This window comes from Polaribacter sp. (assembly GCF_024639685.1).
Taxonomy (GTDB): Bacteria; Bacteroidota; Bacteroidia; order Flavobacteriales; family Flavobacteriaceae; genus Polaribacter.
On the sequence record NZ_JAHEHX010000019.1, the window covers coordinates 383,162 to 408,218 of the forward strand.

21 protein-coding genes and 1 riboswitch are annotated in these 25,057 nt (G+C 29.6%); of the genes, 13 read left to right on the forward strand and 8 right to left on the reverse strand.

Going from position 1 to position 25,057, the window contains the following annotated elements:
* Positions 1 to 111: 111 nt before the first annotated feature.
* Positions 112 to 624 (forward strand): hypothetical protein, encoded by a 513-nt coding sequence (locus Q0L44_RS07745; RefSeq protein ID WP_296637267.1) that lies wholly within the window; start codon positions 112 to 114, stop codon positions 622 to 624.
* Between the two features lie 250 nt (positions 625 to 874).
* Here Q0L44_RS07745 and Q0L44_RS07750 read toward each other — a convergent pair whose 3' ends face one another.
* The gene (locus Q0L44_RS07750; RefSeq protein ID WP_296637269.1) at positions 875 to 2,779 is read right to left on the reverse strand and encodes a TonB-dependent receptor plug domain-containing protein; all 1,905 of its coding nucleotides are present in this window, start codon (positions 2,777 to 2,779) and stop codon (positions 875 to 877) included.
* An 82-nt stretch (positions 2,780 to 2,861) separates the two neighbouring features.
* A riboswitch (cobalamin riboswitch) is annotated at positions 2,862 to 3,060 on the reverse strand.
* Between the two features lie 133 nt (positions 3,061 to 3,193).
* On the opposite strand from Q0L44_RS07750, the gene Q0L44_RS07755 reads away from it, so the two are divergent.
* Positions 3,194 to 4,321 (forward strand): ABC transporter substrate-binding protein, encoded by a 1,128-nt coding sequence (locus tag Q0L44_RS07755; RefSeq protein WP_296637270.1) that lies wholly within the window; start codon positions 3,194 to 3,196, stop codon positions 4,319 to 4,321.
* 60 nt (positions 4,322 to 4,381) lie between these two features.
* Here Q0L44_RS07755 and Q0L44_RS07760 read toward each other — a convergent pair whose 3' ends face one another.
* Positions 4,382 to 7,120: a DNA gyrase/topoisomerase IV subunit A gene (locus tag Q0L44_RS07760; RefSeq protein ID WP_296637271.1), complete on the reverse strand. Its 2,739-nt coding sequence runs from the start codon at positions 7,118 to 7,120 to the stop codon at positions 4,382 to 4,384.
* Positions 7,121 to 7,123: 3 nt separating this feature from the next.
* Positions 7,124 to 8,983 carry a DNA topoisomerase IV subunit B gene (locus Q0L44_RS07765; RefSeq protein ID WP_296637273.1) on the reverse strand — a complete coding sequence of 620 codons (1,860 nt, stop codon included), beginning with the start codon at positions 8,981 to 8,983 and terminating at the stop codon, positions 7,124 to 7,126.
* A 254-nt stretch (positions 8,984 to 9,237) separates the two neighbouring features.
* Between Q0L44_RS07765 and lysA the strand changes: the two genes are divergently transcribed.
* The 5 genes from lysA to Q0L44_RS07790 all read left to right on the forward strand — a co-directional run bounded on the left by lysA (position 9,238) and on the right by Q0L44_RS07790 (position 14,577).
* A complete protein-coding gene (gene lysA, locus Q0L44_RS07770) occupies positions 9,238 to 10,482 on the forward strand; it encodes a diaminopimelate decarboxylase (RefSeq protein ID WP_296637274.1) in 1,245 nt (414 codons plus the stop codon).
* A 92-nt stretch (positions 10,483 to 10,574) separates the two neighbouring features.
* A complete protein-coding gene (locus tag Q0L44_RS07775) occupies positions 10,575 to 11,186 on the forward strand; it encodes a fumarylacetoacetate hydrolase family protein (RefSeq protein WP_296637276.1) in 612 nt (203 codons plus the stop codon).
* An 11-nt stretch (positions 11,187 to 11,197) separates the two neighbouring features.
* The gene (locus Q0L44_RS07780; RefSeq protein ID WP_296637277.1) at positions 11,198 to 11,713 is read left to right on the forward strand and encodes a GNAT family N-acetyltransferase; all 516 of its coding nucleotides are present in this window, start codon (positions 11,198 to 11,200) and stop codon (positions 11,711 to 11,713) included.
* A 23-nt stretch (positions 11,714 to 11,736) separates the two neighbouring features.
* The gene (locus Q0L44_RS07785) at positions 11,737 to 12,258 is read left to right on the forward strand and encodes a hypothetical protein (RefSeq protein ID WP_296637279.1); all 522 of its coding nucleotides are present in this window, start codon (positions 11,737 to 11,739) and stop codon (positions 12,256 to 12,258) included.
* Positions 12,259 to 12,261: 3 nt separating this feature from the next.
* Positions 12,262 to 14,577 (forward strand): type IA DNA topoisomerase, encoded by a 2,316-nt coding sequence (locus tag Q0L44_RS07790; RefSeq protein ID WP_296637280.1) that lies wholly within the window; start codon positions 12,262 to 12,264, stop codon positions 14,575 to 14,577.
* On the opposite strand, the gene Q0L44_RS07795 is transcribed toward Q0L44_RS07790, so the two are convergent.
* Genes Q0L44_RS07795 through Q0L44_RS07805 form a run of 3 tightly spaced genes read right to left on the reverse strand, consistent with a single transcriptional unit; the run spans position 14,574 to position 17,080 of the window.
* Positions 14,574 to 14,795: a VF530 family protein gene (locus Q0L44_RS07795; protein WP_296637282.1), complete on the reverse strand. Its 222-nt coding sequence runs from the start codon at positions 14,793 to 14,795 to the stop codon at positions 14,574 to 14,576. The genes Q0L44_RS07790 and Q0L44_RS07795 overlap by 4 nt on opposite strands.
* A gap of 51 nt (positions 14,796 to 14,846) precedes the next feature.
* Positions 14,847 to 15,458: an NAD(P)H-binding protein gene (locus tag Q0L44_RS07800; RefSeq protein ID WP_366085261.1), complete on the reverse strand. Its 612-nt coding sequence runs from the start codon at positions 15,456 to 15,458 to the stop codon at positions 14,847 to 14,849.
* Positions 15,458 to 17,080: an aminopeptidase P N-terminal domain-containing protein gene (locus tag Q0L44_RS07805; RefSeq protein ID WP_296637283.1), complete on the reverse strand. Its 1,623-nt coding sequence runs from the start codon at positions 17,078 to 17,080 to the stop codon at positions 15,458 to 15,460. Before Q0L44_RS07805 ends, Q0L44_RS07800 begins: the two co-directional genes overlap by 1 nt.
* Positions 17,081 to 17,212: 132 nt before the next feature.
* On the opposite strand from Q0L44_RS07805, the gene gcvT reads away from it, so the two are divergent.
* Positions 17,213 to 18,298, forward strand: coding sequence for a glycine cleavage system aminomethyltransferase GcvT (gene gcvT, locus Q0L44_RS07810; protein WP_296637286.1), 1,086 nt, complete (start codon positions 17,213 to 17,215; stop codon positions 18,296 to 18,298).
* A gap of 69 nt (positions 18,299 to 18,367) precedes the next feature.
* Here the strand turns inward: gcvT and ychF are convergent, their stop codons facing one another.
* Entirely contained in the window at positions 18,368 to 19,459 is a 1,092-nt protein-coding gene (gene ychF / locus Q0L44_RS07815) for a redox-regulated ATPase YchF (RefSeq protein WP_296637287.1), read from the reverse strand.
* Positions 19,460 to 19,553: 94 nt separating this feature from the next.
* Positions 19,554 to 19,904: a 4Fe-4S dicluster domain-containing protein gene (locus Q0L44_RS07820; protein WP_296637289.1), complete on the reverse strand. Its 351-nt coding sequence runs from the start codon at positions 19,902 to 19,904 to the stop codon at positions 19,554 to 19,556.
* A 69-nt stretch (positions 19,905 to 19,973) separates the two neighbouring features.
* Here Q0L44_RS07820 and Q0L44_RS07825 point away from each other — a divergent pair, with 69 nt between their 5' ends.
* The 5 genes from Q0L44_RS07825 to Q0L44_RS07845 are packed head-to-tail and all read left to right on the forward strand — an operon-like array spanning position 19,974 to position 25,047.
* Complete coding sequence (locus Q0L44_RS07825) at positions 19,974 to 21,035, forward strand: acyl-CoA reductase (RefSeq protein WP_296637290.1); 1,062 nt, start codon at positions 19,974 to 19,976, stop codon at positions 21,033 to 21,035.
* Between the two features lie 3 nt (positions 21,036 to 21,038).
* Complete coding sequence (gene serC / locus Q0L44_RS07830) at positions 21,039 to 22,103, forward strand: 3-phosphoserine/phosphohydroxythreonine transaminase (RefSeq protein ID WP_296637292.1); 1,065 nt, start codon at positions 21,039 to 21,041, stop codon at positions 22,101 to 22,103.
* Between the two features lie 58 nt (positions 22,104 to 22,161).
* Positions 22,162 to 23,112 (forward strand): D-2-hydroxyacid dehydrogenase, encoded by a 951-nt coding sequence (locus Q0L44_RS07835; protein ID WP_296637293.1) that lies wholly within the window; start codon positions 22,162 to 22,164, stop codon positions 23,110 to 23,112.
* Between the two features lie 28 nt (positions 23,113 to 23,140).
* Positions 23,141 to 24,376, forward strand: coding sequence for a DUF1015 domain-containing protein (locus Q0L44_RS07840; protein WP_296637294.1), 1,236 nt, complete (start codon positions 23,141 to 23,143; stop codon positions 24,374 to 24,376).
* A gap of 2 nt (positions 24,377 to 24,378) precedes the next feature.
* Positions 24,379 to 25,047 carry a YggS family pyridoxal phosphate-dependent enzyme gene (locus Q0L44_RS07845; protein ID WP_296637296.1) on the forward strand — a complete coding sequence of 223 codons (669 nt, stop codon included), beginning with the start codon at positions 24,379 to 24,381 and terminating at the stop codon, positions 25,045 to 25,047.
* The last annotated feature ends 10 nt before the right edge of the window (positions 25,048 to 25,057 follow it).

Here is a 25,057-nt window from a genome sequence, read left to right on the forward strand (position 1 = left end):
CATTTTTTTAATAAAGAAAATGAAATCATAATTAGCATTCAATTTATTTAATACATTAAAAACACATCAATTAATGACGGTATTTTATATTTTTGATACAAATAAAAATAAATGGAAGATATTTTATTAAAAAGCACAGCATATATATTACCTTCAGTTGTTACCGGTTTTGTTGCTTATTTTATGTTTAAAGGATTTTTACAGAAAAGTATAAAATTAAAAAAAATTGAATCTTTAGCGTTACAAAAAAAGGATTCTCTTTCTATAAAATTACAAGCTTACGAAAGAATGACTTTGTTTTGCGATCGTGTAAATCCTATAAAATTAGTAGTACGTATTGCTCCAAATTCAGATAATATATCAGATTACCTACAGCTTTTAATTGCGAGTGTAGAACAAGAATTAGAACATAACTTTGTGCAACAAATTTACATTTCTAAAGAGGCATGGATGGCTATAATTGCTACAAAAACAAACGTAATTAAAAAACTACAGTATATCTCTATAGAATCTATATCTGCTAGTAATTTTAGAGAAAATGTACTTATAGAATTTGGAAAAACACCTCCTATTGTAGATACTGCTTTAGAAATTTTAAAAAAAGACGTAAAACAATTTATCTAAAAATAAAAGCCCTCTTAGATAGAGGGCTTTTTCACAGCTGACTTAACAACATACGTTGTGGGAATTAAAAAACTATAAATAATTTAAAACATAATTAATATGTAGCTGTAAATATTGAATATTTAACAAATAATATTTTTTTAATATAAACTATTAATTAAATATAGTGAAAAAAAAAATCAAAAAATATGTAACATTTAAAAACTATCTCCTTTTTTGATTATTTTTTGACTTTTGTGTTTAAATTCAATTATAGATTAATTTTTACACCTAGATTATAATTTCTTCCTCTTGTTGTAAAACCAGCAATCTCTTGAAAATCTTCATTTAAAATATTTGTTAAGCTACCATAAAAAACAACTTTATTGTCAAGAACACTATGATTTATAAAAAAATCAAAAAGCTTGTAAGACTCCAATTCTACAGCACCAAAATCTTTAGTTTCGTCTACCCATCTGTAACTTAAAGAAGTAAATGTATTTCTTGATAAATTGTAATTTGCTCTAATGAAAAATTTATTTTGAGGTATTTTTAATAATAAACTCTCATCTCTATCAATAAAAGTATAGTTTGCAAACATATTTAAATTCTTAGAAACAGCACAAGTTATTTCAGTTTCAAATCCTTTAGCAGAAAAAGTACCTAAATCATTTATTGTTTGAAATGTAGCAAAATCATATCCAATTTTATTAGTTTCTTCTCTTTGAAAATAAGTTGCATTAATTGTTATCTTTTTACTCAAAGTAATATCAAAACCTCCTTCAATAGTTGTATTTTCTTCTGGTAGCAACTCCTCTACAGTTGGCAGTTTCGTAAATATTTCTGAAAGTGTTGGTGTTACAAAAGCTGTGCTATAAGAGGCAAATACTTTTACAGGAGTATCATTTATCGTAAAATTATAAGAAGGGTTAATATTATACACGAAATTATTTCCATATTCGCTATGCATATTTAATCGACCTCCAATATTAAAATTTAGACCTGAAAGAGCAGTATAGTTTAGTGATAAATACGGATCATAAAAGTGTTGTTTAACTGCACCTTCTTCAATAGTACTAAACGAAGTTCTTTGAATCATGTCTTGGTACTGTGAAGTTACCCCCACTAAAAAAGAAAAAACATTTGAAAATGAATAGTTATTATACACATCAAAACCGTATACTTCTCCGTTAAAGAAATTATTAGACGGTGTTTCAGTTCTGTTAATATCAGTAAAGAAAGTTCTAATTTTTAAAGCTCCATTGGTGTAAGTATAATCTGCATTAAGCCCTACTCGCTTTTGCACGCTATTCATATTATTATCTTTATTTGCAGGAATACTGGCAAACGTTACAGGATCATAATCAAATCCATCAAAATCTGTAGAAAATTTGTCGAAACTAGTTAGTAATCCAATTTTAAAATTATCATTTAAAGCATAATTTAATTTTAACATTACATTTTGCCTTGCAAAATTATCTTCTTCAAATTCATTAGATGACTCACTTTCCGCAGCAGACAAGCCAGAAGAACCATTTGCATTTAAAGCTAATAGGTAATCTAACTTTCCTAGAGTACCATTGAAATTAAAGTTTGTTGAAAATTCTTCTGCAGATAAGTTACTATTTTCATTAGAACTATTTGACCCTAAAGAAGTGGTGAGTGTTCCTCTAAATTTATCTTTAGAGGCTTTTTTTAGAATAATATTAATTACCCCTGTTGCTGCTCCAGTTCCGTATAAAGTAGAAGAAGCGCCTTTTAAAACTTCTATTTTTTCAACTTGATTAATATCAATCTGACGTAAATCAAAATCTCCATTAAAAGAACTTGGGTCATTAACATTTACTCCATCTAATAAAATAGCGACTTGTCTATTTCTACCTCCTCTAATATAATACCCTAAATTTTGACCTTTTGTACTGAAATTACCATTTATTTCAACTCCAGGGACATCATTTAGTAAGTCAACTATTGTTTTACCTTGACTATTTTGTATTGTTTCTTGTGTAATTTGATAAACTACTTTACCAACATTTTTTTTGTTAGTAGCAAATTTTGTAGCAGTTACTACAACTTCATTTAACGCTTGTACCTTCTCATTAACTTCTTGAGAAAATAGACTTGTGCTGACAAAAGTACATGACAAAACACCAAAAATTAAGAATTGTTTTTTCATTTTTTAATAAATTTGATTTACAATAAATCAGGTAAATTTCGTGTACAGAAAATAACAGTACATAAACTTTTATCCCGAAAGTTTTTAACTCGTGATTAAGGGCAGGTCTCCTGACTTGCGTCTTGTAACAAAACCTTCCCAACAAATAGTCAGTGGTTAAAGAATTAGTTACAAGCTTTATAGCTTACAGTTGCGGGTACAGTTCTAGAGTTTAACTAGATTCCCTTTTAATTTAACGTAAAGTGATTAATTACATTAAAACCAAAAATCAAAGCAAAGATAAGTGCTTCATTAGTAAAAATCTAATGATTATAGAAACAAATTATATATTCTTTAACAACAATAGCTTGTAAGACTATTTCATTCATAAAGAAATAAATTACTTTTGTACTAGTTTTTAAATAATCTGATAAGATGCAAAAATTAATCTACTCTATACTATGCTTTATTCTTATAATTTTAAGTTGCACTAATAATAAAAAAGAGAACGAAACAAGTAAACCAAAATCAAGTTATATTAAGTATGCAAAAGGTTTTAAAGTTATAAGTAAAGATGACCATAAAATATTACGTATTACATCTGCATATCAGAATGCAAATAAAAATTATGACTATTTTATTAGTAAAGACAAAAAGAAGGAAGATCGGTCTAAAAACGAAATTATAGTTCCAGTAAAAAAAATGATTGTAACATCAACAACTCATATTCCAATGATAGAACTTTTAGAAGAAGAAAATTCAATAATTGGTTTTCCTTTTTCTAATTACATTTCTTCAGAAAGAACCAGAAAGCTTATTGATAATGGAAATGTCAAAGAAATAGGCAAAGCATCTTCTTTAAATACCGAAATTATTCTTAATCTGATGCCAGAATTAGTGGTTGGCTATAGTATAGATACAGCAGACAAATCTTTAAATACAGTTCAAAAATCTGGTCTTCAAGTAATTTATAATGGTGACTGGCTAGAAGAAACTCCATTAGGAAGAGCTGAATGGATTAAGTTTTTTGGAATTCTTTTTGATAAAGAAAAAGAGGCTGATAGTATTTTTTCTGCAATAGAAACTAACTATCTTAAGGCTAAAAACATAGCAAAAAAAATACGCAAACAGCAAACAGTTATTTCTGGTGCAATTATGAACAAGGAAATTTGGAATCTACCTGCTGGAGAAAGTTTTGTTGCTCAATTTTTAGAAGACTCTAACCTTAATTATTTGTATAAAAACACAAAAGGAAAAGGTAGTTTGTCTTTAAGTTTAGAAAGTGTTTTTGAGAAAGGAGCTAAAGCAGATTATTGGATTGCTCCAGGGTATTTTTCATCTAAAGCAGAAATGGTTTCTTACAATAAAATATATAAAGAGTTTAAAGCATTTAAAAAGAATACTATCTACAGCCCTTCTAAAAAAAAGGGGCCAACAGGTGGAATTATATATTATGAATTAGCTCCCACAAGACCTGATCTAGTATTAAAAGATATCATAAAAATAATAGATGGAACACTGTTGCCAAATTATGAACTAACCTTTTTTGAGCAAATGAAATAATTCAAAATTAGAAATTGATAATAAAAAACGCTCACTTAGATTAAGCTTTTTTTTTAATTTCTAAAAAAGTGTTGTTTGATTTTCATCATCTAATTTCTTTTGTTCTGACTTTTTCTTAGCTATTGATTTTTGAAGCGCGAGTTTAGCCTTCTCTTCAGCTGACAGCTCTTCTACTACTGACTTTTTAATATCAGTTTCAGCGATTTCTAAGGGTAGTTTTTCCTCCAAAACCTCTTCATCTACAAACTCGATTTCCTCAGGTTTTTCTTCTTCTGGTTCTTCGAAAGGCAGTGGTGCTAATAAATTAACATTTTTAATCTTATCTATCGTTAACTGGTTCCCTAAAGCCTTTATACCTTTAACAGCTATAAAATCCTCAAAATTCACTTTTTCATTCTCTAAGCTTCTTTTTGAAAATTGAACCTCTGCAATTGGCCTATAATCTGTAGCAACAATTTCTAACTGACTTTTAGGATGATCTGAAATAAACTCCTCTTCCTTGTCTGGAGTTTCAATAACAAAACGTTTCACATAATAACGTTCTTTTTCACCATCAAAATAAATTGCTGATATTGGTTTTGCTGGTTTCCACTTTTCCAATACTATCATATCATCTTCGAAATGCATGGCTAAATCTGGCTTTACAGCTTTTGCCTTTCCACTTTGAGTAATAATTAATAATTTATCTTCAGCTCTAAATTCACCTAAAAGCTCTCCTCTATTATCTACATTTAAACGCTGAACTGCATCATCAAACCAAATTTTTCTTGGTTTTAAAGTTGAAACTCCTTCAGATTTAAAATCTACACTTTTAATTGCATATTTGGTAATTGTATTTCCACGAACATCTCTACCTTTTAAAGCTAAATCTGCAAAATCAATATCCCATTTTAATTTCTTAACACTACCTACTTCTCTTAAATTAATGGTTACAATTTCTGCTTCTCCATTTGGATTTGCAGTAAAGTAATGAACTATAGATCCTTTATTTCCATTCGCTAAATTATACTCTTTATCTCTAGTTACAGAGGTTACATTAAAACGTTTCATGTAACTAGACCCACTTTTACCATCTCTGTACATCATATTATACACAGTACGTTTGTCTTTCTTTTTAAAGACAGCAATATGAATAATACCTTTACCTACAAAAGTTTTAGCATCTACTTTTGTAACCAACATCACTCCATCTTTTCTGAAAATAATAATATCATCTATATCAGAGCAATCAGTAACAAATTCATCTCTTTTTAAAGTGGTACCAATAAAACCTTCTGCTCTATTTACATATAACTTAGCATTATTCATTGCTACTTTAGAAGCCACAATGTCATCAAATATTCTTATTTCTGTTTTACGTTCTTTACCTTTTCCATAAGTATCTTTTAAACGTTTAAAATAATTTACAGCAAATTCAATCAAATTGTCTAAATGATGCTTAACACCAGCAATTTTATCTTCTAAACTTTCTATAAATTGTTTTGCTTTATCAATATCAAACTTTGATATTTTTTTAATTCTAATTTCTGTTAAACGAACAATATCTTCTTCTGTTATTGCTCTTTTTAAATGCTTTATATGTAGCTGTAATCCTTTATCAATAGCCTCAATAACTCCTTGCCAAGTTTCCTCTTCTTCAATATCCCTATAGATTCTATTCTCAATAAAAATTCGTTCTAAAGATGAAAAATGCCATTGTTCTTCTAATTCATTTAACTGAATTTTTAGTTCACGTTTTAACAATGCTACAGTTAAATCTGTAGAGTGTTTGAGCATACCTGAAACGCCTGTAAAAACAGGTGTATTATCTTTAATTGTACAGGCTAAAGGCGAAATTGATGTTTCGCAATTTGTAAAAGCGTATAGAGCATCTATAGATTTATCTGGAGAAACATTTGGTGGCAAATGCACTAAAATTTCTACTTCTGCAGCTGTATTGTCTTCAATCTTTTTTATCTTGATTTTACCTTTATCATTGGCTTTAAGAATACTATCAATTAAAGAAGATGTGGTTGTAGAAAAAGGAATTTCTGTAATAACCAACGTCTTTTTATCTAGTTGAGATATTTTAGCTCTAATCCTTACCTTACCTCCTCTTTTACCATCATTATAATTGGTAAAATCTGCAATACCACCTGTTAAAAAATCGGGAACTATTTTAAAACTTCTACCTTTTAAATATTTAATAGAAGCATCTATCAACTCATTAAAATTATGTGGTAATATTTTAGTTGATAAACCGACTGCAATACCTTCTGCACCTTGAGCTAGTAATAATGGAAATTTTACTGGTAAATCTATAGGTTCTTTTCTACGACCATCATAAGACAACTTCCAATCTGTAGTTTTTGGATTAAAAACAACATCTAAAGCAAACTTAGACAAACGTGCTTCAATATATCTTGATGCTGCAGCTCTATCTCCTGTTAAGATATTACCCCAGTTTCCTTGCATATCAATCAGTAATTCTTTCTGACCAATTTGAACCATGGCATCTGCAATAGAAGCATCTCCATGAGGATGATACTGCATTGTATGCCCTACAATATTGGCAACTTTGTTGTAACGCCCATCATCCAAATCTTTCATAGAATGCATTATTCTACGTTGAACAGGTTTTAAACCATCTTCTAAAGAAGGTACAGCTCTTTCTAAAATCACATAAGAAGCATAGTCTAAAAACCAATCCTTATACATTCCTGTAACTTTGGTAATGGTTTCTTCTTGTTGCGAATCTTCATTAGAATCTAGATTCGTTAACTCTTCTTCGTGTTCGTTTTCGTTAATTTCTTCGCTCATGTTCTAAACTTCCTCTTCTACGTAATCTAATTCAACCTTTAAATTATTGATGATAAATTTTTGTCTATCAGGTGTATTTTTACCCATATAGAATTGCAACATTTGTTCTATAGACATTTCTCTATCTAACATTACTGGATCTAAACGAATATCATCACCAATAAAATGAACAAATTCATTTGGTGATATTTCTCCTAAACCTTTAAATCTTGTAATTTCTGGCTTTCCTTTTAACTTTGTTATTGCTTCTCGTTTTTCTTCATCTGAGTAACAATAGAACGTTTGTTTTTTATTTCGTACTCTAAATAAGGGTGTTTCAAGTATATACAAGTGCCCTTCTTTTATTAATTCTGGGAAAAATTGTAGAAAAAATGTAATTAATAACAAACGAATGTGCATACCATCAACATCTGCGTCTGTTGCAATTACAATATTATTATATCTTAAATCTTCTAAACCATCTTCTATATTTAAAGCTGCCTGCAAAAGATTGAATTCCTCATTTTCGTAAACAATCTTCTTACTTAATCCATATGAATTTAAAGGTTTCCCTTTTAAACTAAAAACAGCTTGTGTATTTACATTTCTCGATTTTGTTATAGAACCAGAAGCAGAATCACCCTCTGTTATGAATAGCGTAGTTTCTAAATAATTTTGTTTTTTAATATCACCTAAATGAATTCTACAATCACGTAATTTCTTATTGTGTAAACTTGCTTTTTTAGCTCTATCTCTCGCTAATTTTCGAATTCCTGAAAGTTCTTTACGCTCTTTTTCTGCTTGAACAATTTTCTTTAGAAGTTTATCTGCTACTTCTGTATTTTTATGCAGAAAATTATCCAACTTAGTTTTTACAAAATCGTTTATGTAAGTTCTTACTGTAGGTAATTCTCCACCCATATCTGTAGAACCTAATTTTGTTTTTGTCTGACTTTCAAAAACAGGCTCCATAACTTTTATAGCAATTGCAGCAATAATAGATTTACGAATATCTGAGGCTTCAAAATTTTTACCATAAAACTCACGAATGGTTTTTACAATAGCTTCTCTAAAAGCAGATTGATGAGTACCTCCTTGAGTTGTATGCTGCCCATTTACAAAAGAATAATACTCTTCTGAGTACTGTGTCTTGCTATGAGTTAGTGCAACTTCTATATCATCTCCTTTTAAATGGATGATAGAATACAGCATGTCATCTGTATTGTTATTATCTTCAAGTAGATCTTTTAAACCGTTTTTAGAAAAGAATTTTTCGCCGTTAAAAATTATGGTTAACCCTGGATTTAGGTATACATAGTTTTTTAACATTTTAGCCACATATTCGTTTCTAAACTTGTAGTTTTTAAATATAGCTTCATCTGGAACAAAAGAAACTTTAGTACCCTTTCTTCTAGAAGTTTCTTCTAAAAATTCTTCGTTTTCTAAATTTCCTTGACTAAATTCTGCTGATGCTGATTTTCCTTCTCTTGAAGATTCTACTCTAAAATAAGAGGATAATGCATTCACTGCTTTTGTACCCACCCCATTTAAACCAACAGATTTCTTAAAGGCTTTAGAATCATATTTACCTCCAGTATTCATTTTAGAAACAACATCAACCACTTTTCCTAAAGGAATTCCACGTCCATAATCACGAACAGTAACTTTACTACCCTGTATAGAAATTTCGATGGTTTTACCTGCACCCATTACATATTCGTCTATAGAGTTATCTAAAACCTCTTTAACTAGAATATAAATACCATCATCTGCGGAAGAACCATCACCTAATTTTCCAATATACATTCCTGGTCGCATTCTTATATGCTCTTTCCAGTCTAATGATCTAATATTATCTTCTGTATATTTTGTTTCTGTACTCATGTAATCGCTTACTATTATTAAGATTGAAGTAATTGCAAGATAGGATTATCCTCCAATAAATAAAATAACTAAATTAATTAGTTATCAACAGGATTTCAACGTTTTTTCAGAATAAAAACGCGTCAATTTTAAATCACTTACTTTAAATAATAAAGACTAAAAATCACAAAAAAAAACAATATGTTGTATTTTTAAACAAATACTGCTTGGTTACTAATTTTAGTTACTTTTGAGCGGAATTAAAATGATTACTTGTGGAAAACACTCAACTTATAGAATTAGCAAATAAATATGGAAGCCCTTTATATGTTTATGATACAGATAAAATTGCTTCTCAATACAATAGATTAACAAGCGCTTTTAGCAACATAAAAAATCTAAAATTAAATTATGCTGTAAAAGCATTATCTAATGTAAATATTTTAAAATTCTTTAAAAACTTAGGTGCTGGTTTAGATACTGTTTCTTATCAAGAAGTACAATTGGGTTTAACCACAGGAATTAACCCTAAAAATATTATTTATACACCTAATGGAGTTTCTTTACAAGAAATTGAACAAGTAGCAAAATTGGGAGTTCAAATTAACATTGATAATTTATCAATTTTAGAAGTTTTTGGCCAAAAATATCCAGAAATTCCAGTTTGTGTAAGAATCAATCCACACATTATGGCTGGTGGAAATTCTAAAATATCTGTAGGTCATATAGATTCTAAATTCGGAATATCTATACATCAAGTACCTCATATTAAACGTGTTGTAGAAAACACAGGTATGAATATCAATGGTATTCACATGCATACTGGTTCTGACATTTTAGATATTGATACTTTTTTACGTGCTTCTGATATTTTGTTTGATGTAGCTCGTCAATTTAAAAATATTAATTTTATCGATTTTGGAAGTGGCTTTAAAGTGCCTTATAAAGAAGGTGATATTTCTACAGATATTGAACAATTAGGGATTCAACTTTCTGAAAGGTTTAATGAGTTCTGTGCAGATTATGGTAAAGACATCACTCTAATGTTCGAACCTGGAAAATTCTTAGTTTCAGAGGCTGGTGTTTTCTTAGCAAAAGTAAATGTTGTAAAACAAACAACATCAACCGTTTTTGCGCATGTAGATTCAGGTTTTAATCATTTGGTAAGACCAATGATGTATGATTCATATCATCATATTACAAACATCTCTAATCCAGAAGGAAGAGATCGTTATTACTCTGTTGTAGGTTACATTTGTGAAACAGATACGTTTGCATCTAATAGAAGAATTGCAGAAATTTCTGAAGAAGACGTATTATGCTTCCATAATGCAGGTGCCTATTGTTTTTCTATGGCATCTAACTACAATTCGCGTTATTTACCTGCAGAAGTTATGCTTGTAGATGGTAAAGATTATTTGATTAGAAAGAGACAAACCATTCAAGATATTTTAAACAATCAAGAAAATGTTGAGCTTCCATCAAAAAAAAAAGTAGAAAAGGCAGAAGTAACAGCTTAGAACAACATCTCTAAATTTATAAAATCCACTAAAAGAACATGTTTTTTTAGTGGATATTTTTTTATTTTTACTCTAATCAAAAAAAACAACACATGAAAATTCTAGGTATAGGTAGCAATTACGTAACAGACTTAAAAGACATTCCAAAAAAAAAGAAAGGTAAAAAGTTTATTTTTTCTAAACCAGAAAGTAGTTTAGCTGTAAATTGCGATGTTGAATATCCTTCTAAAATAACCAACGAATTAATTTATGAGGTTGAATTAGTAGTAAAAATTGGAAAGGAAGGTAAAAACATAACTAAAAAAAATGCAAATTCTTACATCTCCGAAATTGCTATCGGTATCGATTATACAGCCAAAGATATTTTAATGAATGCTAGAGAAACAAAACATCCTTGGGAATTTGCAAAAGGTTTTGATGGTGCTGCGCCTATTTCCGCTTTTAAATCTATTAAAAGCTATGATTTAAGTAACATAGATTTTGATTTAAAAATAAATGGAGAAGAAAAGCAAAAAAGCAATACAGCTTATATGATTAATGATTTTGCTGATATTATTTCTTTTATTTCTGAATATATGACTTTACAACCTGGTGATTTAATTTTTACAGGAACACCTGCCTTAGGTAAAGGTGAGATTTTTAAAGGTGATCAATTGCAATGTTCTATAAATGGTGAATTGCTATTGGATTTTAAAATGATATAATTCTAAAGTGGATGAAGATTAGACAGTCTACCTTACAGGATGTACCAAACATTATGACAATTATAAATGATGCAAAAGCATACTTAGCATCTCAAAATATTGATCAATGGCAAAATGGTTATCCTAATGAAGAGCAAGTTAAAAATGACATCGAAAAAGAGGAAAGTTATGTAGTTGTAAATGACGAAAATCAACTCATGGCAACTTCTATGTTTACCTTAAGAAAAGAACCAACTTATAAAGAAGTCATTGATGGTAAATGGATTATTCCTGAAGAAGAAACTTATGGAGTTATACATAGATTAGCTATTAAAAAAGAATATAGAAAACTAGGTTTAGCTACTTTTTTATTTGATGAATTTCATCAACAATTAAAATATAAAAATATTAAAAGTTTAAAAATTGATACTCATGAAGAGAATTTGGGTATGCAATCTCTAATAAAGAAACTTGGTTATCAATATTGTGGAATTATTTACACAAGTTATAATGCAAAAAGATTGGCTTTTGAAAAAATAATTAGTTAATTTGGAAAATATAATTTTTCAGAATGACTCTCTTTAGAAAAGCATTATTATCGTTTATTTTAATTTTCATATTGTCTTGTAGTAGTTCTGAAGAGGATTGTGAAAAAACCATTATCGTTCAATATGGCTTTACAATTAGCTCTCCTACAGGAACCACAATTATACCAGAAATTTCTCAAGTTTTAGATTGTGATTTTCCAGAACCAGATGTAGCGGAAACTATCGAAGAATTTCAAAGGTTAAACGCTTTTTCTTATGAAGTTACCGAGTTAATTGTAATACCAGATACTGGTAATAATTTTAGTAGCGTGTCTTATAAAATAACCATTAGTAATTTAAGTGATGCGAATGTCAAAGGCATTCCATATGTAACTACTAGAATCAATAATGATTCCTTTACTTCTACTAGTGCAAACACAAGCAATTGTTTAGAATTACAAGCTAATTCTAGTTGTGAAATTACTTATGATGTAGAAAGTTCTTTAAACTTAGGAAGTTTAACCAGCTTCGAAATTATAGATGTAAATTATTTAATTACACAATAGATTTTGAAAGTTTGTATTGCAGAGAAACCAAGTGTAGCAAGAGAAATTGCAACCATTCTAGGGGCTAAAACAAAACGAGATGGCTTTTATGAGGGTAATGGTTATGCAGTAACTTATACTTTTGGACATTTATGTACACTTTTAGAACCCAAAGATTATAAGCCTCATTGGAAAAGCTGGGATTTAAACAACTTACCCATGCTTCCAGAACGTTTTGATACCAAGGTTACAGCCGATTCTGGAATTAAAAAACAATTTAATATTGTAAAATCTTTATTTGAAAAAGCAGATGTTGTTATCAATTGTGGTGATGCAGGAACAGAAGGAGAATTAATTCAAAGATGGGTAATTAATCAATGCAATTATAAAGGCAAAGTACAGCGTTTATGGATTTCTTCGTTAACTGAAGAAGCTATAAAAGATGGATTCAACAACCTAGAGTCTTCAGATAAATATGATAATCTCTATTATGCAGGCTATTCTAGAGCAATTGGAGATTGGCTTTTAGGTTTAAATGCAACTCGTTTATACACTGTTAAATTTGGTGGCTATAAGCAAGTTTTATCTGTTGGTAGAGTACAAACTCCTACGCTTGCAATGTTAGTGAATCGTTATTTTGAAATACAGAATTTTAAACCACAACCTTATTGGGAGTTACAAACTACATACAGAAACACGCTTTTTAATTTTGAAGATGGTCGTTTCTTAAAAAAGGAAGATGGACAAATTTTAGCTGATAAAGTTGCACAATCTGATTTTGAGATTGTTTCTGTTACCAAAAAGAAAGGAAAAGAATACGCACCTAAACTATTTGATTTAACTGGTTTACAGGTGTATTGTAATAATAAGTTCGGATTTTCTGCAGATGAAACTTTAAAAATCATTCAGAAATTGTACGAAATGAAGGTAGTTACTTATCCAAGAGTTGATACTACCTTCTTACCTAACGATTTGTATCCTAAAATTCATGGAATTCTATCAAAATTGACCAATTATAGTGAGTTGACACAACCACTTTTGGGCAATAAAATAAAGAAAACCAAACGTGTTTTTGATGATAAAAAAGTTACAGATCACCATGCAATAATTCCTACTGGAATTCAAGGAAACTTACAAAACAATCAGCAACAAGTTTACGATGTAATTACTCGTAGATTTATTGCAGTTTTTTATCCTGATTCTGATGTTTCTAATACTTCTGTAATTGGTAAAGCTGCAGAAGTGCCATTTAAAACAACAGGAAAAGAAATCATCAATAAAGGTTGGCGAGTTGTTTTTGAAAAGAAAGAATCTACAGTAAAGAAAGAACTAAATACAGCTACAAGTTTACCTTCTTTTGTGAAAGGAGAAAAAGGGAAACACGAACCTTCATTTTTAGAAAAAGAAACTAAACCACCAAGATATTATACTGAAGCTAGTTTACTTAGAGCAATGGAAACTGCTGGTAAACAAGTAGATGATGATGAAATGCGTGAGTTGATGAAAGAAAATGGTATTGGTAGACCATCAACCAGAGCAAGTATCATAGAAACTTTATTTCGAAGAAAATATATAGAGCGTAAGAAAAAGTTGGTTCTACCAACACAAACTGGAATTGACCTTATCAATATTATTGATAATGAACTCCTAAAATCTGCTGAATTAACAGGTAGATGGGAAAAGCGTTTAAAAGAAATTGAACGTGGAGAATTTAATGCAGGAACTTTCATTAACAATATGAAAAAAATGGTAGATGAATTGGTATATGAAGTACGTTCTAATAAAGTAAAAAAGAGAATATCATCAGAAAATCAGAAATCTACCCAGCCTGAAAATATAACGAAAGCTAAAAGTAAAAAACAAGTTGTTGGCAAAGCCTGCCCAAAATGTAAAAAAGGAAAATTATTAAAAGGGTCCTCTGCTTTTGGTTGTTCTGAGTATAAAAATAACTGCAATTTAAAAATTCCTTTTGTGTTATACAGCAAAAAAATATCTGAAAATCAAATTATTAGACTTTTAGACAAAGGTTGCACAACCAACTTAAAAGGTTTTGTTCTAGAGGACAAAAAAACGGAAGGTTTATTACGTTTTGATGATGATTATAATATAAAATTAGAACCAAAGTTAAAGCCAACCAAAGAAACGAATAAATCAACTGTTAGCGATAAAATCAAATGTCCTAAATGTAGTACAGGAAATATTTTAAAAGGTAAAACTGCTTATGGGTGTTCTAATTATAAATCTGGCTGTAATTTTGTATTTTCATTTGATAACATAAAAAAAATCGCCAATGGTAAACCATTGACGAAAGAGTTAGTTATAAAAATTATTTCTAATTAATTTATCATATTTTTTACATAAAATTGTTCTACTTTTTCTCTAGCCCAAGGTGTAGTTCTTAAAAATTTTAAAGACGATTTATAGGTAGGATTATTTTTAAATGCATAAATATTTAAGGCATAGCCTAATTCTTCCCAACCATACTCTAAATATAATTCTTCTAAAATTGTTGCTAATTTAATACCATGCAAAGGATTGTTTGGTTGCTCTTTACTCATTATTTTGTATTTGCTATTTCTTGAATTTTATCTGAACTAAAAATAATTTCATTAGGTTTTGTGTTGGCTAAAAATTGCATACAAGTAGCTATTTTTTTTTGGATGAATCATTTTATATTTCTCTAGACTCCCCAATAAAAGTGGATTAAAAATACGCATAATTCCCTTTCCTATTTTTTCTCCTAACCTAAACTCATTTCGATCTCCACCTATTAAAGATGGTCTTAAAATATAAGTATTATTTATACGCTGCTTTAAAACATCACGTTCCATTTCTCCCTTAGTTCTGTTATAAAAAACAGCACTATTTGCGTCTGCACCCATTGAAGACATCACTATAATAGTGGCAATGTCATTTTCTTTCGCAATTTTTGCTACAGTAACAGGAATTCCATAATCAATTGCTTTGTATAATTTTTTATCTTTTGTTTTGGAAGCTGTTGTTCCAATACAACAAAAGACTTCACCTGCAACAAAGTCTTTGGCTGAATCTTCTAATGCTAATAAATCGATTATAAATTCTTGAATTTTATCTGATGTAACATTAACAGAATTTCTTGAAAATAATTTAATCTTTGAATAATTTTTATCGACTATTAATTGCTCTAGCAATAGATTTCCTGTTAAACCTGTAGCACCTAAGACAATTGCAGTTTTGCCCATTATTTATCTAAATCTGGCAAAATAAATTCATCTAGAACCGATTTTTTAGCCATCATTGCTTCAATAGCTTCTGTTGTTCTAGGTGCTTCTGTAGATAGATTTACAGGTCCGTTTTTGGTTACTAAAATATCGTCTTCAATACGTATTCCTATTCCCCACCATTTTTTATCACATGGACTCCCATCAGGTATGTAAATTCCAGGTTCCATTGTAACTACCATATTTTCTTCAAATGTATTGTAATTCCCTGGATCGTGAACATCTAATCCAATGTGATGAGACGTTCCATGAGGAAAGTAATTATGTCTTTCATCTACAGATTTTATGATACCTAATTTAAAAAGTCCTTCATTTACAATGTTTCTAGCTGCTTGATTAGGAGCACTCATTTTGCCACCTATTGTATATAAAGCAATACTAGCTTCTTGAGCCTCGTATACTAAATTGTAAATCTGTTTTTGTTCTTTTGTAAATTTTCCATTTGCAGGTATTGTACGTGTTACATCAGCTGTAAAACCCCTATATTCTGCACCTAAATCCATTAAAACCAAATCGTTACCGACTTTAGTTTTATTATTCTCTATATAATGTAAAATACAACCATTATTTCCTGCTCCAACTATTGAAGGATACCCTTCATACTCTGCTCCATATTTTTTGTAAACAAATTCATGAATACCTTGTAATTCAGTTTCAGACATGTGAGGTTTCATCGCTTTCATTACCTCAATTTGTCCAACAGCAGAAATACGAATTGCTTTGGTTAATAATTTCACTTCCTCTGCTGTTTTAACTTCACGCATTGTAGCTAAACTAGTAGGTAAAAAATCTAAATCGATATTGGTTTTAAGTTTTAATACTAATGAAATTTTTTGTTGAACTTCTTTTCTAATAGCATCTGACTCTGCAGTTTTATAAGCATTTAATAACTCATCATCTTTAATTTCTTCTGATCTAGTTCCTAAACGATCAATGATATTAATAACATTCGCACTACTTTCTATGGACGTTTGCACGATATTACTATAGACATACTCTTTCATTCTAGAAAGGTATGCATTTGGGTTATATGCTGCTTTTATTTTGAATGATTTTACCAAATCAAAAATATCTGCACCTCCTAAATTTCTATAATCGTCATTAAACTTTTCTATAAAAACTTTATCAAATTTCTTATAGTCAATATTCGCGCTTAAAAATTCTGAAGCATTAAATGCCATTTTAAACCCTAATTCATTTTTAGCCCCTTCTACTCCTAAACGTTTTCCATTCCATTGTTCTGCTCTAGCATCTCTTTTTTGTACATATAAAATTTCATTATAAGTATTGCCTTCTGCATCTGTCTGTTCTTCAGAAAAAAGAACTAAAACTCCATTTGGCTCTCTATAACCCGTTAAATAATAAAAATTAGGATCTTGATGAAACACATAATCTACGTCATTTGCTCTATTTCTTAATGGATTAGCAAAAACTACAGCCACAGAATTCTTTGGCATCTTAGAACGTAACACCTCTCTCCTATCTTTATGAAAATCTTTTGATAAAAAATCTGTTGGAGCTTGAGCAATAGATTTTACAGAAAACATCAAACACAGAACAAATAAAAATTTAAAAAACTTCATGAAAATTAATTTATAGATTATAAACTCAAATGTAAGATTAATTCTTTTTTAAGTACAAATATTAACAGAAATTTAGTGCTTGGTTATTGCTGATTTTTCAATAATTTAGCCGAAAAATAAAGAAATCTACAAATGAAAAATATTGCTTTACATCAAGTTCATGAGAAATTGGGAGCAAAAATGGTGCCTTTTGCTGGTTATAATATGCCTGTACAATATGAAGGAGTAACTGCAGAGCACTTAACAGTCAGAGAATCTGTTGGTGTTTTTGACGTAAGTCATATGGGTGAATTTTTAGTATCTGGAGAAAATGCGTTAGCCTTAATTCAGAAAGTAACCTCTAATGATGCTTCTAAATTAGCGATTGGTGATGCTCAATACAGTTGTTTCCCTAATACCGAGAATGGAATTGTAGATGATTTAATTTGTTACAGAATTAAAGAAAATGAATATTTATTAGTGGTAAATGCTTCTAATATTGAAAAAGATTGGAATTGGATTTCTAACTATAATGAAGAGTTTGGTGCTGATCTTAAAGATTTATCTGATGACTATTCTTTATTGGCAATACAAGGGCCTAAAGCTTTAGAAGCTATGCAGTCTTTATCTTCACTAGACTTAGCCGATATTCCTTTCTACAAATTTAAAGTCGGAGATTTTGCTGGAATAGAAAATGTAATTATTTCTGCAACTGGTTATACTGGTTCAGGTGGATTTGAGATTTACTGCAAGAACTCTCAAGTAGAACAAATTTGGGAACGTGTATTTTTAGCTGGAGCTGAATTTGGAATTAAACCCATTGGTTTAGCAGCAAGAGATACTTTACGTTTAGAGATGGGATATTGCTTATATGGTAATGATATTAATGATAACACTTCTCCTATTGAAGCTGGTTTAGGTTGGATTACAAAATTCACCAAAGATTTTGTAAATGCTGATGCATTAGCTAAACAAAAAGAAGAAAAATCTTTAAGAAAGCTAGTCGCTTTTGAACTAAATGAAAGAGGAATACCAAGACAAGGTTATGATATTGTTGATGAAGAAGGTAGTATCATTGGCAATGTAACTTCAGGAACTATGAGTCCTAGTTTAAGTAAAGGTATTGGTTTAGGCTATGTGCCTGTTGGTTCTGCAAAAACGGATACACAAATTCTAATCCAAATAAGAAAAAAAGCAATACCTGCTACAGTTGTAAAACTACCTTTTTATAAGGGGTAATGAATTCTTAAATAGTAAAAGCCTCAATGATTAAATTCATTGAGGCTTTTATTTATGATTCAGTTTTTTTTAAACATTAAATCTAAAGTGCATAACATCTCCATCTTTAACTACATAATCCTTACCCTCTACTCTCATTTTACCAGCTTCTTTTACTTTGGCTTCAGAACCGTAAGTAACATAATCTTCATAAGCAATAGTTTCAGCTCTAATGAATCCTTTTTCGAAATCTGTATGAATTACTCCTGCAGCTTGAGGTGCAGTAGAACCAATAGGAATTGTCCATGCCCTTACCTCTTTAACTCCTGCAGTAAAATAGGTTTGTAAGCTTAATAGTTTATACGCAGAACGTATTAAACGTGAAACACCAGCTTCTTCTAAACCAATATCTGCTAAGAACATTTGACGCTCTTCATAATCATCCAATTCAGTAATATCTGCTTCTGTACCTACAGCTAAAACTATAACTTCTGCATCTTCTTCTTTTACAGCTTCTCTTACTTTTTCTACATATTCATTACCAGAAACTGCAGAGTTTTCATCAACATTACAAACATATAAAACTGGCTTAGCAGTAATGAATTGTAATAATTGTACAAACTCGATTTCTTTTTCATTAAAATCTAAAGCTCTAACTGAAATACCTTGTAATAAAGTTTCTTCTATTTTTAGTAAAACCACTAATTCTGCTTGTGCTTCTTTATTACCTGTTTTTGCTGTTCTTTTAACACGCTCTAAACGTTTTTGAACTGTTTCTAAATCTTTTAACTGCAGCTCAATATCAATAGTTTCTTTATCTCTAACAGGATCAATAGAATTATCAACATGAATGATATTATCGTTATCAAAACAACGTAAAACATGTAAAATTGCGTCAGTTTCTCTAATATTTGCTAAGAATTGATTTCCTAAACCTTCACCTTTACTTGCTCCTTTTACTAAACCAGCAATATCTACAATCTCTACTGTTGCAGGTACAACTTTTTCAGGATTAACAAGTTCTTCTAACTTTTCAATTCTTGTATCTGGTACATTTACAACCCCTAAGTTTGGTTCTATTGTACAAAAAGGAAAGTTCGCACTTTGCGCTTTTGCATTAGATAAACAATTAAACAAAGTTGATTTACCTACGTTTGGTAATCCTACAATTCCAGCTTTCATATGATTTAATTTTGCGAGTGCAAATATAGATGATTTAAAAACAAAAAATTCCGAATATAAATCGGAATTTTAAGAATACTACTTTAGTTTTTATTTATGAATTGTGCATAAAAGCTTGTTTTTCTAACAAAACTTCTTCTGTTTCAACATTATCTTCATCTGATACACAACAATCTACAGGACAAACTGCTGCACATTGTGGCTCTTCATGAAATCCTTTACACTCTGTACATTTATCTGCAACAATGTAATAAATTTCATCAGAAACAGGCTCTTGGTCTTCCTCTGCATTTGCAGATTTTCCATTAGGTAATACAATATTTCCACTTAAGTCTGTACCATCTGCATATTTCCAATCATCTGCACCTTCGTAAATTGCAGTATTAGGACATTCAGGCTCACAAGCTCCACAATTTATACACTCATCTGTTATTATAATTGCCATAATTTTCTTTTCTGTTTTTGTACCTTTGCAATTGCAAAAATAAAGCCAAAATAATAGACAACCAAATAAATGATTAGTATTCAAAATAGAATTACTGCATTCGCAAAATTAGGTAACTTTTTAAGTCAGTTTTCATCAGATAAGATCGAGAAAAAACCAAATATTGAGCATAATGATTTATTTTTTGATGGGTTTCTGCATCAAATTAAATTAGCGCAAGAAAATAACTCTTGGTTTACCAAAGACAACATTTTATTTGCTTTACAAAGTTGGTCTAAAGCCTTATCTACAGAAAATTTAAATGATTTTGTTAAAGAATTTAATCTTACCAGTAATTCAAATAAAAAGGTAGCCATAATAATGGCAGGAAACATACCTTTAGTTGGTTTCCATGATTTTTTATCGGTTTTAATTTCTGGTCATGAAGTTATCATAAAACAATCTTCTAATGACAAACATTTACTACCATTTTTGGCTAAATATTTAGAATACGTAGAAGAAAATTTTAAAGGTAAGATTGCATTTACTGATAAAAAATTGAGCAATTTTGATGCTGTAATAGCAACAGGAAGTAATAATACAGCTCGTTATTTTGAACACTATTTTAAAAACAAACCAAGCATCATTAGAAAAAGTAGAAACTCTGTAGCAGTGATAACTGGCAAAGAAGATGATAATGATTATATTGGTTTAGCAAATGATATTTTTCAATATTTTGGTTTAGGATGCAGATCTGTTTCTAAATTATATGTTCCTAAAAATTATAATTTTGATGCGTTTTTTAATGGGATGTACATCAAAAAAGATATTATAAATAACGCTAAATATGCAAACAACTACGATTATAACAAGGCTGTTTATTTAATGAGTGAGTTTGATTTGTTAGAAAATGGTTTTTTAATGATAAAGGAAGACCAAAGTTATTCCTCACCTATTGCAACTATTTTTTACGAATATTATGACAATGAAGTTGACTTAAAAATTAAATTACATGAAGACAGAGAAAAAATTCAGTGTATTGTAGCAAAAGACTTTCTAGAACATGAAATTACTTTTGGACAAACCCAACATCCACAATTAACAGATTATGCAGATGGTGTAAACACCTTAGAATTCTTGTCTAAATTATAAATTATGAAAAAACACAATTTTAGTGCTGGTCCTTGTATTTTACCTGAAGAAGTTCTACAAAAGGCATCTAAAGCAATTTTAAATTTTAATGATGACAATTTATCATTAATAGAAATTTCGCATAGAAGTAAACCATTTGTAGATGTTATTGAAAAAGCGAGAGCCTTAGCTTTAGAACTTTTAGGATTGGATAATAAAGGATACAAAGCCTTGTTTTTACATGGAGGTGCAAGCATGGAGTTTTTAATGGTGGCTTATAACCTATTGCATAAAAAAGCAACTTATTTAAATACAGGTACTTGGTCTGATAAAGCCATTAAAGAAGCTAAAGAATTTGGGAAAATTGTAGAAGTTGCCTCGTCAAAAGACAAAGGTTTCAATTACATACCAAAAGGATATTCAATTCCTAAAGATGCTGATTATTTTCATTGCACTAGCAACAATACAGTTGCTGGAACACAAATGAAAGATTTTCCAGACACTGATGTTCCTCTAGTTTGTGATATGAGTTCAGATATCTTTTCACGCCAATTAGATTTTGAAAAGTTCGATTTGATTTACGCTGGTGCTCAAAAAAATATGGGGCCTGCAGGAACCACTTTAGTCATTATTAAAGAGTCTATTCTAGGAAAAGTAGAAAGACATATACCCTCTATGATGAACTATCAAGTTCACATAGAAAAAGACAGTATGTTTAATACACCAGCAGTTTTTCCTATTTATGTTTCTATGCTAACATTGGAATGGTTAAAAGATTTAGGAGGTATACCTTTCATCGAGAAAGTGAACAATAAAAAAGCTAAACTTTTATATTCAGAGATTGATAGAAACCCATTATTTAAGGGAATTGTAGCTAAGGAAGATAGAAGTACAATGAATGCAACTTTTGTATTAACAGATGACTCATTAACTGAAAAGTTTGATAAAATGTGGCAAGATGCAAACATTAATGGTTTATATGGTCATAGATCTGTAGGTGGTTACAGAGCAAGTATGTACAATGCTTTGCCTTTATATAGTGTGCAAGCATTAGTAGATGTAATGCAAGAATTAGAGAAAAATAATTAAGATAATAAATTGAAAATCATAACCCAGGATTTTCAAAATTTGAATTTGTAGATAAATAATGATAATATTAGCAAACGACGGAATTACATTAAAAGGAATTGAAGCTTTAGAAAAAGTAGGTTTTGAGGTAAACATTACAAAAGTTGCCCAAAATCAATTAGAAAATTTTATTAATGATAATAATATTGACGGAGTTTTAGTAAACTCAAACACTCAAATAAGACAAGAATTAATTGAAGCTTGTCCATCTTTAAAATTGATAGGAAACTCAAGCGTAAATATGGATAATATTGATGTTGATTTTGCCATAGATAATGGTTTACATGTTATCAACCCTAAAAATGCTTCAGCAAGTTCTGTAGCAGAACTGGTTTTTGCACATCTTTTTGGAATGGCTCGTTTTTTACATTCTTCTAACAGAGAAATGCCTCTAGAAGGAGATATGCGTTTTAAAGAATTGAATAAAGCATATGCCTTAGGTACAGAATTAAGAGAAAAAACAATAGGTGTTTTAGGTTTTGATAAAGTAGGTCAAGAAGTAGCTAAAATTGCTATTGGTTTAGGAATGCATGTTATGGCCTATGATGATTTTATTGAAGAAGCAACCATTACTTTAGACTTTTACAATCAGCAAAAAATAGATTTTACCATTCATACAGATGCAATTGATGATGTTTTAAAAGAATCAGATTTTATCTCTTTACATTTAACAAATCGTGAAGATTATATAATTACTGCTACTGAGTTCGATAAAATGAAAGATGATGTTGGTTTTATAAATACAGCAAAAGGGGGAATTGTAAACGAAGTAGATTTAATAAGTGCTATAGAAAGTGGTAAGGTACAATATGCAGGTTTAGATGTTTTTGAAACAGAACCAACACCTGCTGTTCAACTCTTAATGAACTCAGAAATTTCGCTTTCTCCAAATATAGCTTCATCAACAAAAGAGGCACAAGAAAGAGCTGGTTTAGAGTTAGCAAATCAAATTATTAAATTGTTAAACTAGATTTATTTTATAAAACTAATTTCAATTAATGGCAATTGTAAAACCGTTTAAAGCTGTAAGACCAAGTAGAGATAAAGCTGCTTTAGTTTCCTCTAAATCTTATGAGGCTTATACTCCTGCAGAATTGGGTGCCAAACTAAATTTCAATCCTTTTAGTTTTTTGCATATTCTAAATCCAGATTACAAATACCATCAAGAAGTTTCTAGTGAACAACGTTTTCAATTAGTTCATAAAAAATATAACGAGTTTAAAAGCAATGGGTATTTCACTAAAGATAATAAGCCTGCTTTTTATATTTATCAAAACAATACTCCTACTAAATCTTATTGTGGTATTATCTCTGCAACTGCAGCAGAAGATTATCATAATAATGTAATTAAGAAACACGAAGATACACTTCAAAAAAGAGAAGTTCTTTTCGAGAAATACTTGAAAAAAACTGGATTTAATGCAGAGTCAGTTTTACTTACCTACCCCGATAATGATATTATTGAAAACATCATTAAAAAACACCAGTTAGAAAGACCTGAGTATGAGTTTGCTACTACAGACAAAAACACGCATTTTCTTTGGGTTATAAATGATGAAGAAGAAATTAATTTAATTTCTAAAGCGTTTAAAAATGTTGCTACTTTATATATTGCAGATGGGCATCATAGAACAACATCTTCTTGTTTGCTAGCCAAAAAATTATCAGGAGAAAATAAAAATCATACAGGTAATGAACCTTATAATTATTTTATGAGCTATTTGTTACCTGAAAGTCAAGTCGATATATATGAATTCAATAGATTTATTAGAGATTTAAACGGATTAACTTCTACTCAGCTTTTAAAAGAGTTAGGTAAAGTGTTTCAAATTAAAAAGAAGCATCAAGAAATATTTAAGCCATCAGAAAAAAATGAATTTAGCATGTATTTAGATGGCGAATTTTATGCTTTAAGTTTAAAAGAATCCGTTTATAAAATTACAGATGAATTAAGTAAATTAGATGCTCAAATTTTATTTACTACTGTTTTAAAACCAATTTTAGGGATTAATGATATCAGAAATGATTCTAAAATTGTGTATTCTCAGAATAAAACTGGCAGTTTAGAACTAAAAACAAAGGTTGATACAGGAGAATTTAAAGTATCTTTTGGCATGTTACCAGCTACAATTAATGAACTTAAAAATATTGTAGACGCAGATTTATTGATGCCTCCAAAAACAACCTTTATAGAGCCAAAATTAAGAAGTGCTTTAACCATATATGAACTATAAATATGATTCAAGAAAACTTAGAGAAAATAAAAGCTACTTTACCCAAAAACGTAACATTGGTTGCTGTTTCTAAAACAAAACCTGTAGAAGATTTACAGGAAGCTTATAATGCAGGTCAGCGTGTTTTTGGTGAAAACAAAATTCAAGAAATGGTAGACAAGTTCGATGTTTTACCAAAAGACATTCAATGGCATATGATTGGTCATTTACAGAGCAATAAAGTAAAATACATGGCTCATTTTGTAGATTTAATTCATGGTGTTGATAAACTAAAAACTTTAAAAGTAATAAACAAAGAAGCCAAGAAACACAATAGAATAATCAATTGTTTATTACAGGCTAAAATAGCAGAAGAAGTTTCAAAATTTGGTTTATCTTTTGCTAATATTGAATCAATTTTACAATCAGATGACTTTGCAGTATTAGAAAACGTTAATATTGCTGGGTTTATGGGAATGGCTACATTTACTTCTGATGAAAATCAATTAAACAAAGAGTTTTCATCACTAAAAAAATTCTTTGATAAACAAAAAGAAGAAATAAATTTACCTAACTGTAATTTAAAGACTCTCTCAATGGGTATGAGCGGAGATTATCCACTAGCCGTTAAAAAAGGAAGCACTATGGTTAGAGTTGGTAGTGCAATATTTGGCAATCGGAATTATTATTAGTAATTTTCAA

Excerpts from the sequence above, each read along its gene's own strand:
- Q0L44_RS07745 (WP_296637267.1), top strand. The coding sequence starts at position 112 with ATGGAAGATATTTTATTAAAAAGCACAGCATATATATTACCTTCAGTT.
- Q0L44_RS07750 (WP_296637269.1), bottom strand. The coding sequence starts at position 2,779 with ATGAAAAAACAATTCTTAATTTTTGGTGTTTTGTCATGTACTTTTGTC.
- Q0L44_RS07755 (WP_296637270.1), top strand. The coding sequence starts at position 3,194 with ATGCAAAAATTAATCTACTCTATACTATGCTTTATTCTTATAATTTTA.
- Q0L44_RS07760 (WP_296637271.1), bottom strand. The coding sequence starts at position 7,120 with ATGAGCGAAGAAATTAACGAAAACGAACACGAAGAAGAGTTAACGAAT.
- Q0L44_RS07765 (WP_296637273.1), bottom strand. The coding sequence starts at position 8,983 with ATGAGTACAGAAACAAAATATACAGAAGATAATATTAGATCATTAGAC.
- Q0L44_RS07775 (WP_296637276.1), top strand. The coding sequence starts at position 10,575 with ATGAAAATTCTAGGTATAGGTAGCAATTACGTAACAGACTTAAAAGAC.
- Q0L44_RS07780 (WP_296637277.1), top strand. The coding sequence starts at position 11,198 with ATGAAGATTAGACAGTCTACCTTACAGGATGTACCAAACATTATGACA.
- Q0L44_RS07785 (WP_296637279.1), top strand. The coding sequence starts at position 11,737 with ATGACTCTCTTTAGAAAAGCATTATTATCGTTTATTTTAATTTTCATA.
- Q0L44_RS07795 (WP_296637282.1), bottom strand. The coding sequence starts at position 14,795 with ATGAGTAAAGAGCAACCAAACAATCCTTTGCATGGTATTAAATTAGCA.
- Q0L44_RS07800 (WP_366085261.1), bottom strand. The coding sequence starts at position 15,458 with ATGGGCAAAACTGCAATTGTCTTAGGTGCTACAGGTTTAACAGGAAAT.
- Q0L44_RS07805 (WP_296637283.1), bottom strand. The coding sequence starts at position 17,080 with ATGAAGTTTTTTAAATTTTTATTTGTTCTGTGTTTGATGTTTTCTGTA.
- gcvT (WP_296637286.1), top strand. The coding sequence starts at position 17,213 with ATGAAAAATATTGCTTTACATCAAGTTCATGAGAAATTGGGAGCAAAA.
- ychF (WP_296637287.1), bottom strand. The coding sequence starts at position 19,459 with ATGAAAGCTGGAATTGTAGGATTACCAAACGTAGGTAAATCAACTTTG.
- Q0L44_RS07820 (WP_296637289.1), bottom strand. The coding sequence starts at position 19,904 with ATGGCAATTATAATAACAGATGAGTGTATAAATTGTGGAGCTTGTGAG.
- Q0L44_RS07825 (WP_296637290.1), top strand. The coding sequence starts at position 19,974 with ATGATTAGTATTCAAAATAGAATTACTGCATTCGCAAAATTAGGTAAC.
- serC (WP_296637292.1), top strand. The coding sequence starts at position 21,039 with ATGAAAAAACACAATTTTAGTGCTGGTCCTTGTATTTTACCTGAAGAA.
- Q0L44_RS07835 (WP_296637293.1), top strand. The coding sequence starts at position 22,162 with ATGATAATATTAGCAAACGACGGAATTACATTAAAAGGAATTGAAGCT.
- Q0L44_RS07840 (WP_296637294.1), top strand. The coding sequence starts at position 23,141 with ATGGCAATTGTAAAACCGTTTAAAGCTGTAAGACCAAGTAGAGATAAA.
- Q0L44_RS07845 (WP_296637296.1), top strand. The coding sequence starts at position 24,379 with ATGATTCAAGAAAACTTAGAGAAAATAAAAGCTACTTTACCCAAAAAC.